General features: G+C 50.0%; 6 protein-coding genes. 2 read left to right on the top strand and 4 right to left on the bottom strand.

Features of this window, described 5'->3' with window-relative positions:
* Nucleotides 1-85 precede the first annotated feature (85 nt).
* The 4 genes from H7U12_RS22220 to H7U12_RS22235 form a co-directional block, all read right to left on the bottom strand.
* Nucleotides 86-5,548, bottom strand: a complete 5,463-nt coding sequence (locus H7U12_RS22220; RefSeq protein ID WP_186642120.1) for a CARDB domain-containing protein — start codon at nt 5,546-5,548, stop codon at nt 86-88.
* A 978-nt stretch (nt 5,549-6,526) separates the two neighbouring features.
* On the bottom strand, nt 6,527-8,203 hold the full coding sequence (locus H7U12_RS22225; RefSeq protein WP_186642121.1) for a M28 family metallopeptidase: 1,677 nt from the start codon (nt 8,201-8,203) through the stop codon (nt 6,527-6,529).
* Between the two features lie 20 nt (nt 8,204-8,223).
* Nucleotides 8,224-8,943 (bottom strand): SIMPL domain-containing protein, encoded by a 720-nt coding sequence (locus tag H7U12_RS22230; protein ID WP_186642122.1) that lies wholly within the window; start codon nt 8,941-8,943, stop codon nt 8,224-8,226.
* 127 nt (nt 8,944-9,070) lie between these two features.
* The gene (locus tag H7U12_RS22235) at nt 9,071-11,227 is read right to left on the bottom strand and encodes a S9 family peptidase (RefSeq protein WP_186642123.1); all 2,157 of its coding nucleotides are present in this window, start codon (nt 11,225-11,227) and stop codon (nt 9,071-9,073) included.
* 200 nt (nt 11,228-11,427) lie between these two features.
* On the opposite strand from H7U12_RS22235, the gene H7U12_RS22240 reads away from it, so the two are divergent.
* On the top strand, nt 11,428-11,709 hold the full coding sequence (locus H7U12_RS22240) for an ATP-dependent Clp protease adaptor ClpS (protein ID WP_186642124.1): 282 nt from the start codon (nt 11,428-11,430) through the stop codon (nt 11,707-11,709).
* Between the two features lie 15 nt (nt 11,710-11,724).
* Nucleotides 11,725-12,333 carry a recombination mediator RecR gene (gene recR / locus H7U12_RS22245; protein ID WP_186642125.1) on the top strand — a complete coding sequence of 203 codons (609 nt, stop codon included), beginning with the start codon at nt 11,725-11,727 and terminating at the stop codon, nt 12,331-12,333.
* Nucleotides 12,334-12,460 lie beyond the last annotated feature (127 nt).

The following is a 12,460-nucleotide window of genomic DNA, read 5'->3' on the forward strand; positions in this document are numbered from 1 at the left end:
CCATATGAGTTCCCTGAAAAAAGTGTACACAAAAAAAGAGCCTCACCATTAGGTGAGGCTCTTTGAAAGAGGTGAGAGGCAGAAATTACTTCTCTACGGCGACTCTTCTTATTGTAAGGGTGTCGCCTACCTGAATGTACACCAGGTAAAGTCCGTGGTTAAGGTTGGTTACGTCTAAGGTGGCTTTCAAGTCCTGGTTGACAATAGTAGCCTTCTTGGTGATCACTTTCTGACCTGCAATGGAGTAGACTGTGATCTCTGCCGCCTTCTCGCCATTCTTAAAGCCTTTGGCCTCAATAGAAAGATTTTTGGTGGCAGGGTTTGGCCATAACGTCAGCTTATGCTCTGGAGAAAGCTCTTGAATACCATTGGGATCTTTCACTGTCAGCGCAATACTATTCAGATTATTATTCTCTGCTATTTCATCGATAGCACCAATGGCATCTACCCTCACTAGCAAGAAGTAATTAGCAAAGGCTGTGTTGGCTGGAATGGTCAATGACGTTGTTTGATCATTAGATGCGCCCGCAGCTAATGAAGCTAGATTGCTTTCACCTAATACTATATCTGTACTCTCGAAAGTAGTATTAGAGGATAGATAGTAGGTAACCTTGCCTGCAGCTGCGGTGGCATTGCCAACATTGACAATGTTAGAGGTAACGGTCACAGTACCCCCTGGAACTACACTAGATTTATTTGAGGTTGGAGCTTGAACTACTAAATCAGGTTTTTGAACGCTCGTGTTAGTTTCATAGACTGTCAAAGCAAGAGCTTCAAGGTTATTTGTCTCATCATTTTCAGTCACTTCATTACCCGGGTCAACTATGAATAATATGAAATAGTTACCAGCTGCAGTATTAGCTGGAATGGTGAGTGTCGCATTCTTGATAGCCGTTACACCTGATGCAAGTGTCCCTCCGGTGGAAGTTCCCAGCAGTACATCGCTGGTTTCATAGGTGTTATTAGTTGATAGGTAGTACCCAACATTGCTAGACGAGGCCGCTAAGGTTCTGCTATTCATGATGGAGGTACTTACATTGATACTAGTTCCCTTAACCGCTACTGGTGATGAGATCATGGTGCTTTGTATGACCAGATCTACGCTTGCAGGGTATACAGAGAGACCTATATAGTCCACAACGTTATTAGCTTCATTGGTCTCTATCACTGCATTGGCAGGATCTGCTACGCCGAGCAAAAAGTAATTCCCATTTGGGGTGCCCGCCGGAACGGTAAAGGTGCCAGATCTAGTAGCGTTTGTTCCCGAAGCTAATTCTCCACCTGTAATGGTGCCTAAGGCAATATCATTTGTGTCAAATGTATCATTAGTGGACAAATAGAACCCTATGTTACTGCTAGATGCGGTGGAGTTACCACTGTTGTATATTCTTGCAGAAAAAGTGATGGGATGTCCAACGCTTAAGATCCCAGTAGAAGCTGTTACGTTGTGGATGGTGAAGTCAACCGTTGGGTTGATAACCGTTATTACTGAATATTTAGTGTTATTGGTTTCATTACTCTCTGTCACGGCGTCTTTATGATCAGCTTTAACTATCAAGTAGTAAGAGCCGGTTGCGGTGGTGGTAGGAACTGTTACGGCCTTGGTGAGGGTAGTGGTGGCATTCTGGTTAAGACTAGAGCCGGTTGCCTCCGCCATCAGGACATCTGCGGCATCCCAAGTAGCATCAGTAGACAGGTAAAACCCAACCGAAGAAGCTGAACTGGTGGCGTTCCCTTGGTTTTTGATGATCGAGGCAACAGTGTATGCTGTTCCTTTGATGAACGAAGTGGATGGAGTAATGTAAAATGTCTCCACTACCAAGTCTGGGCTAGGCGGGGCAGTTACAGTTAAAGCGACAGACATGACATTATTGGTTTCATTGCTTTCGGTTACTGCTTTGGCAGGGTCAGCCACAAATAGGATGTAGTAGTTGCCAACTGCGGTGGCAGCTGGAATAGTAAGATCAGCGCTTTTTGCTGCAGAAGCATTAGCGGCCAATGCTCCCCCGGTTGAGGTGCCTAACGCCACATCAGAAGATTCAAAAGTGGTATTAGTAGAGAGGTAATAGCCAACTACACTGGCGCTGGATGCTACTGTGCCCGTGTTACGGATGGTAGAGGTTGCCTTGACAGAACCACCAACCGTAACAGAAGCTACTGATAAGGACGGAGTTTGCATCTCTAGGTCTATAGTTTGGGGCAGTACTGTAAGTGCTACGCTAGAAACGTTATTCGTTTCTAGGCCTTCGGTTACTGCGTTGGCTGGATCGGCCACAAAAAGCACATAGTAGTTTCCGGCAGCGGTACCAGTTGGAATGGTGAGCGTGACAGACTTAGCAGCAGATGTGCTTCCGGCCAAGGCACCGCCAGTGGTAGTGGTTAATGCTACATCAGACGCCTCAAATGTGTTATTCGCAGAAAGGTAATAGCCTATGTTGCTGCTGGCCGCAGAAACAGAACCTTGGTTGCGAAGTGTAGACGTGGCGGTTACAGTGGCTCCTGCTAACAAGGAGGTTGGCGAAAGAGCAGGATTTTGTACAACCAAGTCAATGCTGTTGTTCGTCACTGTAAGGGCAAGTGACATCACCCCGTTGGTTTCATCTGACTCTGCAATGTGGTTTTCTGGATCTGGTACATACAGAATGTAATAACTGCCGGCAACAGTATTGTTGGGGATAGTTAAAGTTGCGGTTATTTCCTCAGATGCCTTGGCAGCCAAAGTGCCTGATGTTTGCTTGGAGGTAAGTAAAACATCATTATCGTCAAGAGAAGTATTCGTAGAAAGATAAAAACCAACGGCACTCTTAGGAGCGGTAGCATTGCCACTGTTGGTAAGCGTAGCAGTAGCAGATACCGTTCCGCCCAGTACTACAGAAGTAGCTGCCAGGGTTCTGGTCGAAACGGCAAGTTCCAAAGTGTTGGAGGAAGTAACGGTAACGGCCGCCGCCTTCACGTTATTGGTCTCGTCCGTTTCTGAGATATCGTTCGTTGGGTCTGCGACAAACAGGAGGTTGTAATTCCCCGCCGTAACTGTGGAAGGCAGACTGATGGTACCCGACCGCTGCGCCGAGTTGCCACTGGTTAAAGTACTCCCAATGGTGTTGCCCAGGTAAAGGTCAGTGGATTCAAAAGTACTGTTGGCAGAAAGGTAATACCCCACTGAACTGCTGTAGGAGGAAGTCGCGCCCGTATTCGCGATAAAGCTGGTGGTGGTGAAGGAAGTTCCCGGGGTCAGGCTGCTGGTGGAGGTGAATGCAGACAAAAGCATCAGGTCTACGGAAGGTGTTACGCAAGCAATGTCTGCTTCAAAACCAGTATATCCATAGTAACTGTAACCACTGCTATAGAAACGAAGCGTTAAGGCGCCGGATGTACTGGAGGCAGTGACTATGCCCGGAGAGGTGTACGTGTACTTGCCAATCAGCGGGGCAGAGGTGGTGGTGCCATCGTAGATCTCCAGGTAATCATAATAGGAGTACAACGAGAAGGAGGTAAATGACAATTGGAGTTTAGTGCCCGGTGTGCCAGGATTTAAGGTAATGGTACCGTTGGCGGCAGTGGTGTAAGCACCAGTTCCTCCGGTGTCATACACCTTTCCCGTACAGGTGGTAAAGCTGGAGTTGCCGCTGGAAGGGGTGATAAAAGTAGTTCCTTGCGCAGTCACACTCAGGTACGTGCTACCGGTGTTGTTATTCTCATTGCTCTCTTTCAAAGAATTCAGGTAATCAACCGCCTGGATGAGGTAGTAATTACCGGGAGTTGTGTTTGCCGGGATAGTAATGGACGCACTTCTATAGTCATAATATCCGGCAGAAATCGCGCCGCCATTTGCAAAACCTACCAGAACATCTGTCGCATCCAGGGTGCTGTTGGTGGACAGATAGTAGCCTATGTTGCTGGAGGCAGCCATGGTGTTTCCCAGGTTGTAAATAGTGGCCGTAGCGGTGACAGGATTCCCCGCGGATACAGAGGTAGCCGTTAGATTAGCCGACTGTACCTCCAGGTCTATGGAAGGAGTGACCACAGAAATAGCTACGTTGGCAATGTTGTTGTTCTCGTTGCTTTCGGTGATGGTGCCCAGGTAATCGGCTACAAACAGAACATAATAGGTTCCTGCTGCGGTGTTGGAGGGTATGGTCACGGAAGGATAATGGGTAACGTAATTATCCCCGGTCAGGGCGTTTCCGGTTGAGGAGCCAATAAACACATCACTAGACTCCAGGGTGGTGTTGGTAGATAGGTAGATGCCTACATTGCTGGAAGTGGCGGTGGTGTTCCCCAGGTTGTAGAGGTAAAATGAGCCAGAAACAGAGTTCCCAGCCGTGACAGAAGTGGGGCTGAGGTAAGGAGACTGAACGTTTAAATCTATGTATGGTGCTACCACAGAAATGGCAACGCTGCTCACGTTGTTTGTTTCGTTTGTTTCAGAGACAGTTTTCAGATAATCGGCTACAAACAAAAGGTAGTAAGAACCAGCTGCTGTACCCGCAGGGATAGTGACGGAAGAGTACCGGTAGTTGCTGTTACTTCCAGTCAAGCTTTGACCGGAAGAAGACCCAATGAACGTGTCTGCTGCATCCAAGGTATTGTTGGTAGACAGGTAGAAACCAACATTACTGGACGCGGCAACGGTGTTCCCCTGGTTGTACACGTAAAACTCATAAGAAATGCTTCCGCCCGGTGATACTGTGCTTTTATTTAAGTAAACAGAGTTTATCACCAAATCTACGCTGGGGGCAGTCACGGTGATCTGACGGGAAGCAGTATTGTTGGTCTCATTGCTTTCCGTTACACTGTTGAGGTAATCTGCCGCAAAGATCAGGTAATACGTTCCCGGAGCAGTGTTAGCGGGTAAGGTAAGAGAAGTATAAAATGAAGTGTAATCCCCTGCATATATAGCACTGCCAGAAGAAGACCCAATGAAAGTGTCTGCGGCATCCAATGTGCTGTTGGTAGATAGGTAATAACCTACATTGCTGGAAGAAGCGGCAATGTTACCTTGGTTTGAGATATACCCTTCTACCGTGAGACTCCCTCCGGCCGGTAAGGATGTGTAATAAAGATATGCCGAAGTGATGGTAAAGTCAACACTGGACGGTACTACTGCAATAGAAACGCTGCTTACGTTGTTGTTTTCGTTTGATTCCGTAACTGTTTTCAGGTAATCGGCTACAAACAGCAGGTAGTAGGTACCTGTAGTGGTGCCGCCAGGGACAGTAAGGGTAACGCTTCTGGAGGATGAACCTTTACTGGCCAGGCTGCCTCCCGAAGAAGAACCAATGAAGGTGTCAGCATCATCCAGCGTGTTGTTCGTGGACAGGTAAAAGCCAATGTTACTAGAGGCCCCGGCAGTATTGCCCAGGTTGTAAATGGAGCCGGTGGCATAAACAGAGCCCCCAGCAGCCACCGAGGTGGGTGATGCCGCGGCCCCTTGAATCGCATAATCGGCTTGGGAGTAGGCCACCTGGATTCCACTGAAGAAAAGCAGAAATGCAAAAAGGGGCCTCCATCTGAATCCAGATGAAACAGAGAGTAGATTTTTTAACATAAAGGGTTGAAGGAGGGTAGAGTTTTCTTATATTTTGTATAGAAGTATGATATAATCCTATAAAGATGGTATAAGATTTCTGATATAAAAAGAATATGGATAATTTAAATTTAATTATATACTTCATCTATGATCTGTCTGCCAGAGCAGATGGCACAGGAAGGATAAAAGTATAAGCTAGAGTTGTTTGAAAATATTGGGTAATAATCTGAAAAATAAGTGGTTGATTTCTACTGTAGCCTTTACTAACCTCCAAAGAGCTACCTGAACAAGAGGCAATAGTAATTCAGATATGAAAGAGTAGCAGGAGGGCTCGCAGTTTTACCGGATTAGTTCTCTACCCTCTTTCTTTCAGGGTAGGACATTGGATGATATTCAGTATTTTAAATAGAATTCTAAACTGAGTCTACATTGGTTTATTAAGAAGTGGCAATCGAGTTGAAGAACTTGAAAAACTTCTATCTAAGAAACTGTTTTTGTAGACGGACAGAGCAATCTTTACAAAACAGGTAGAGCAGCTACAGCTCCCAAAAACCAAGAAGTTGCCACTCATCAGTTTCAACCTGTTTAACTAAAAGCTGCCTGAAAACAGAGCAACTGAAAGAAGTAATTCAAGTCAATCACACTAGGGTGCCGGCAAAGATGAGACTGGCACCTAATGTAATTTTGAACGTTAGTTCCTCTTCTTGAGCTAGTATTGATTGAATAAAGTTGATACTGGCTTTGTCAATGGGGCCACTTGCAAGACCTCCTTTTATGTCTACTTTGGCGAAAAGGGCCGTTAAAGCCGCGGAGACGGCAGAGAGGAGGGCGTACATCCACCACATAATTGCCGGAGTTAGGTTCAGACACCCATACGCGAGGCGGGGAAACCGGGAGCAGCAAGGGGCTTAAATAAGCGAGACCGCCCAAGTTCTGGAGCGGCCCCGTGTTTGCCGTTTTTAAGTCGATTTTGCGAAAATAGCCTTAAAACAGGAGTTACTTTTTCAGATAAGAATCACGTACGGCCTTGAACTCAGAACCGGCTTTCCACTGCGGCCATTCTGCTGAGGTCGCCAGCCGGTTGCCTACCTGGTAGAGCAACTGCAGGTCGGCCACGGCCCCGTCCATCTTAAAAGCATCGTTCACTTCATCGTTGGGTTTGTGGTAGATGTTGGCGGTGAAGTTGTCCAGCAGCTTTTTGCCTTCGGCCTTGCCAAGTTTCACGTGGTCAATGCCCATGCCGGTGAACAAAGCGGGCACGCCCATCTTCGCGAAATTGAAGTGGTCAGAGCGATAGTAGAGGCCAGCCTCGGGGTTGGGGTCGCGGGCAATGTAGCGGCCCGCTTTCTGTGCTTCCTCGGCGAGCATCTCTTCTAGTTCTGACTGCCCCATGCCAATGAGCACAATATCCTTGGTTTCGCCGTAGGGGTTGAGCATGTCCATGTTGAGGTTAGCCACGGTTTTCTCCTTCGGGAAGACGGGGTTCTCGGCGTACTGTGCCGAGCCCAACAAGCCCTGTTCCTCAGCCGTCACGGCCAGAAAGACCAGGGTTCTGGCTGGTTTCTGCGCCTGGTTTTGGAAAGCTTTGGCGATGGCCAGCAAACCCGCCGTGCCACTGGCATCATCGGCGGCACCGTTGTAGATGCTGTCGTTCTGCTCGTTTTTCTTCCCGATGCCCAAGTGGTCCCAGTGCGCGGAGTACACGATGGCCTCGTCGGGGCGTTTGTCTCCGGTGATCTTCGCGATGAAGTTGTACGATTTGTCATACCGCACCTTCGCCTTCAGGGAGGTGCTCACCGTCAAGCCCAGCGGCGTGCCTTTAAAGCCGGGTTTGGCGGCGCGCTGCACCTCCGCCTGGAACTGCTTGCCGGCGGCAGTGAATAGTTTTTCGGCCACGGGCGTGGTAATCCAGCCCTCCATGGCGCACCGGTAGGAATCCTTGCCTTGCTGGGTGCCCAGGTAGAATTTAGCGGTGTTCCAGTTGTTCTGCACAATCTTGAAGGTGTAGCCGGCTGATTCGGTCGCGTGGACAATCAGGCAGCCTTTGGCTCCCTGACGGGCGGCTTCCTCCAGTTTGTAGGTCCAGCGGCCGTAGTAGGTCATGGTGCGGCCCTTGAAGAACGTAGTGTCTGCCGAGTAAAAACCGGGGTCGCTGACCAGCACCACCACCACTTTGTCTTTCACGTCCAAACCGGCGTAGTCGTTCCAGTTGTATTCCGGCGCCACAATCCCAAAGCCAGCAAACACCAGTTCACTGTCTTTGATAGTGACGTTTTCCTGGGTGCGGCGGGCCCAGATCACGTAATCTTCCAATCCCGTCAGTTCCATGGACTGCTTGCCTTTCACGGTCATGGTAGGAGCGGGCGAGGAGGTGATTTCCACCATGGGCACTTCCTGCAGAAAGCTGTCGCCGTTGCCGGGCTCCAGCCCCAGCGCTTTGGCTTCCTGCTCCAGGTACGCCAGGGTTTTCTTCTCGCCGTTGGTAAAGGGTTTCCGGCCTTCCAGGTCATCAGAGGCGATGGCGGTCACATATTGGCTGTAGCTTTCCAGCGTTACGTCTCCAGCCGTATCAGAAATAGAAGTGGCGGCTTCTTTCTTGCTGCTAGCGGACTGGCACGCTCCTAAAAGCGTTAAACCGAGTGGGAGCGCCCAGAGGTGCATTCGTTTGAGCATAGGCGATTTGGTTGGGTGGGCTATTTAAGTTGAAACGTAACTTTCACAGTTGCAGAAACGGAGATGTTCTGCGGGATTTCTATCAATGTACCTTCAGCACTTCCTCCTGTTGCGTCGGCCCCTGCTACCGCGTATATGGTGTCACTTGTATAGTTTTCAAACATTGGGTCAGTGTCATCTGTATCTGCTATTTTGACAATGCGCTTGATTTTTCTGTCTCCAGCTTTGGCTAAAACTTCAGCCTTTTCAGTAGCCACTTTTACAGCCTTAGTTAGTACTTCTTTTTTCATTTCTTCTTCTTTTGAGGAAGTAAAAGCACTGCCAAATCTTATAACGCCTTCTCTGATCAATCTGTCTCGTATGGCTGGATAGGTTTTGAGGGAGTCAAGGGTGAAGGAAATTTCCTGAGTTCCCTCAAAGTACCAAACTATGTCTTCATCTTTTTCTGCATAAGAAGGTCGTTTTCCTACAGATAAAAGGGAGTATGAAATCTTGTCTGAAGGAATGTTCAGGTCTTTTAAAATCCTGTAGATTTTGGATTCCATCGCCTTGTGTTTTGCATACATTTTATCAAGGCTTAAGGTGTCGGTAGACAATAAATTAATATTGAAACTCACCTGGTCTGCGGGGGCTTCAACGGTGGCTTGGCCCATTACCACAATTCTGTTTTCAGAAGCAAGTACTTGAGCCGAAGCAATACCGGAGACCAAAATCAATAAGGCGAGTAGAAGTTTTTTCATGTGGAGGAAAGAGTGGAAGTGTTTTCCAAAGATAGAAATTGCCCTGTAAACAGAAAGGCGCTTCTGCCATTGAAACGCCTTTCTGTTTTTAGCTTATTTCCCGGAAAACGGGCGTAAAACGCACCGCTTACTTCAGCTGCTCGTCAAAGTACTGGGTCACTTTTTTATACAAATGCACACGGTCTTTGCCGCCCACGTTGTGCGGATGGCCCGGGTACACGAAGTAATCCAGCAGAATGCCTTCGTCTACGGCTTTTTTCAGGAAGGAAAGGCTGTGCTGCCACACCACCACATCGTCTACGGTGCCATGGATCATGAGCAGCTTGCCTTTGAGGTTCTTCACGTGGTTAAGCAGGTTGGCCTGCTCAAAGCCCTGCGGATTTTCCTGGGGCGTATCCATGTAGCGCTCGGTGTACATGATTTCGTAGAGGCGCCAGTCAATCACGGGGCCACCGGCAATACCTACCTTGAAGACGCCGGGCTGTTTGAGCATGAGGGAGGTGGTCATGAAGCCGCCGTAGCTCCAGCCGTGCACACCTAAGCGGTTCACGTCTACGTACGGCAGGCTTTTGAGGTATTCCACGCCTTTCATCTGGTCACTGACCTCGGGCACGCCCACCTGCCGGAAAATGGCCTGCTCAAAGGCACGGCCTCTATCGGCGGAGCCGCGGTTGTCCAGGGAGAACACAATGTAGCCTTTCTGGGCCATGAGCTGCATCCAGAGGTTAGAGCCGCCCAGCCAACTGTTGTTGATCATCTGCAGGTGCGGGCCGCCGTACACGTACACCACCACTGGGTACTTTTTCTTCTCATCGAAGTTAGGCGGCGTGATCATGCGGCAGTAGAGGTCGGTGCCATCCTCGCCCTTGATGGGGAAGAGGGTGGTCTCGCCCAGTTGATAATCCTGCAACGGATTCTGCGCCACTAACAGGGTTTTGGTCACTCTTCCGGCCTCGGTGTCCAGAATACGGATGGTGCGGGGCGTAACGGGGCTGCTGTAGTTGTCAATGAAATACTGCCCGGTTGGGCTGAAGGACACGTTGTGCACGCCGCTGCCCTGGGTGAGCCTTCCGGTACGGCCGGTGCTGAGTTCCACGGCGTAGAAGTGGCGCTCCAGCGGGCTCTCGGCGGTGGAGGTGTAGTACGCTTCGCGGCCATTTTGGTCAAAACCCACCAAATCTTTGACCACCCACTCGCCTTTGGTCAACTGGCGGATTAGCTTGCCACTGGTGTTGTAGAGGTACAGGTGGTCAAATCCGTCGCGCTCGCTGATCCAGACAAACTGGTCGGGGTGGCCGGGCACGAAGTACATGGGGTGCTCGGGCTCCACCCATTTGTCGTTTTTCTCCTCAAACAAGGTTTTCACAAAGGCGCCGGTGGCGGCATCGTATTGGTTCAGCCACATCTGGTTCTGGGCGCGGTTCACCACGGCCAGGTAAATGGATTTTTCGTCGGGGCTCCAAGTCAGGTTGGTGAGGTACTGCTCGGCGGGCTCGCCGGTTTTCAGGAAGATGGTTTTGCCCGAGGCCACATTATATACGCCTACCGTCACGTGGTGGCTTTTACCGCCCGCCATGGGGTATTTGATGTTGTTGAGTTTGGCGGGCACCGGGGCCACTTCCACCAGCGGATAATCGGTGACCATGGTCTGATCCATGCGATAATACGCCAGGCTGTTGCCGCTGGGGCTCCAGAACGTGCCTTTGGAGATACCAAACTCAGAACGGTGCGCAGCTTGTCCGTTCACAATCTCGGGATTACTTTCCTGAGTGATTTGCACGTTCTCTTTGCCCGCTTGGGAGATGAACAGGTTCTGCGCTTTGGTGTAGGCGGCCCGCTGCTTGTTGGGGGAGAAATCGACGTTCTCGGCGGCGGCATCCAGTTTATACAACGCCTGGGCGTTTTTGCTTTGCAGGTGGTAGCGGTATACAGCGCCGCTCTGCTTCAGGAGCAGTTCCTGGCCGTTAATCCATTGCAACCCGTTCACGTTGGAAACTTTGGCGCCTCCAGCTTTCTCCAGCGCCGCGTTCAGATCGGTTACCGATAGTACGGGACGGGCATTTTCCCGCACGTTTCCACGCAGCAGCTGGTCCATTTTGTCGCTCACGTAGCTGAAGTCGTTGGTGCCGGGCACCCAGGTGAGCTGGCGGAGGTTAGCCGGGGTGAGGGCCGGGTTCAGGAAGGCGTCTTCCATGGTGAGTAACTTCTGCTGGCCGGAGACCGGACCAGTAGAAAGAAGCGACAGCCAGAGCAGGGCTATCCAGGCAAGCGGTTGTTTATGCATGTTGGTTTTGGGGTTGTGATTGGAAAAACAGGCGCAAAACGCGTGGATGGCAATCCCTTCTGCGCCGGATTCTTTTCTCAAAAATAAGGCTAAACTACCTTTTTTTCAGGAACAAGCGGCGCTTTTTAACTGTTTTACTTCAGCTGAGGCTCACGCAGAGAGGACTTCCTAAACTCAGGTTAATTGTTTAATTTTGTGTTATGGACATTCTAACTGAAATTCTGGAGCAGGAAGACGTGCTGTTGTTGGAGGAAACCACTGACATGCGCGAGCTGGTGGTGTACAACGATGACGTGAATACGTTTGAGCATGTGATCAATACGCTGGTGCAGGTCTGCCGCCACACACAGGAACAGGCCGAGCAATGTACCATGCTGATCCACTACAAAGGGAAGTGCACCGTGAAACTGGGCACCTTCACTGAGTTGGAAATCATGTGCACTGCCATCCATGACCGGGGTATCTCAGCGGATATCGTTTAACCCTGACTTATCTGGATGAATTTCCCTTCTAAGCTGATTGAGAATGCGGTAGAAGAGTTGGCCAAATTACCCGGCGTGGGCAAGAAAACCGCCCTTCGCCTGGTGTTGCACCTGCTCAAAGCCGAAACCGAAGATACCAAACAACTTTCTGAGGCCCTGGTGCGCATGCGCACCGGCATCCGGTACTGCAAAACCTGTCACAACATCTCTGACCAGGAAGTCTGCGGCATCTGTGCCAATCCGCTCCGCGACCGCGCCCTGCTGTGCGTGGTGAGTGACATGCGCGACGTGATCGCTATTGAGAACACGGCCCAATTCAAAGGCGTCTACCACGTGCTGGGCGGCGTCATTTCTCCGCTGGAAGGCGTGGGGCCCTCAGACCTGCACATTCAATCACTGGTGGAGCGGCTGCCCAACTCCGGGGTGAAAGAGATCATCTTGGCCCTGAGCCCCACCATGGAAGGCGACACCACGGCCTTTTACCTCACCCGTAAACTGAAGGACTACCCGGCTCGCATTTCCAGCATTGCTAGGGGCGTGCCGGTGGGCGGCGAACTGGAGTACACCGACGAGATTACCCTGGGGCGCAGTATTCTGGACCGCACGGCGTACAGCCAGATCTAAGCTTTTGACTTATTTTTATGAAAACAGGCCAGAAACGGCCAATGGGCAGGAACTTGAGTTCCTGCTTTTTTTATGTTTGTCGTTCTTTTCTGAACTTACCAAGCTATTGCCTTCCTGTGTGTATCTT

Origin of the sequence: Rufibacter sediminis, assembly GCF_014269285.1 — a bacterium.
Lineage (GTDB): Bacteria > Bacteroidota > Bacteroidia > Cytophagales > Hymenobacteraceae > Nibribacter > Nibribacter sediminis.

Bases quoted from the DNA above. Each gene is read 5' to 3' on its own strand.
- recR (WP_186642125.1), top strand. From the start codon at position 11,725: ATGAATTTCCCTTCTAAGCTGATTGAGAATGCGGTAGAAGAGTTGGCC.
- H7U12_RS22220 (WP_186642120.1), bottom strand. From the start codon at position 5,548: ATGTTAAAAAATCTACTCTCTGTTTCATCTGGATTCAGATGGAGGCCC.
- H7U12_RS22240 (WP_186642124.1), top strand. From the start codon at position 11,428: ATGGACATTCTAACTGAAATTCTGGAGCAGGAAGACGTGCTGTTGTTG.
- H7U12_RS22230 (WP_186642122.1), bottom strand. From the start codon at position 8,943: ATGAAAAAACTTCTACTCGCCTTATTGATTTTGGTCTCCGGTATTGCT.
- H7U12_RS22225 (WP_186642121.1), bottom strand. From the start codon at position 8,203: ATGCTCAAACGAATGCACCTCTGGGCGCTCCCACTCGGTTTAACGCTT.
- H7U12_RS22235 (WP_186642123.1), bottom strand. From the start codon at position 11,227: ATGCATAAACAACCGCTTGCCTGGATAGCCCTGCTCTGGCTGTCGCTT.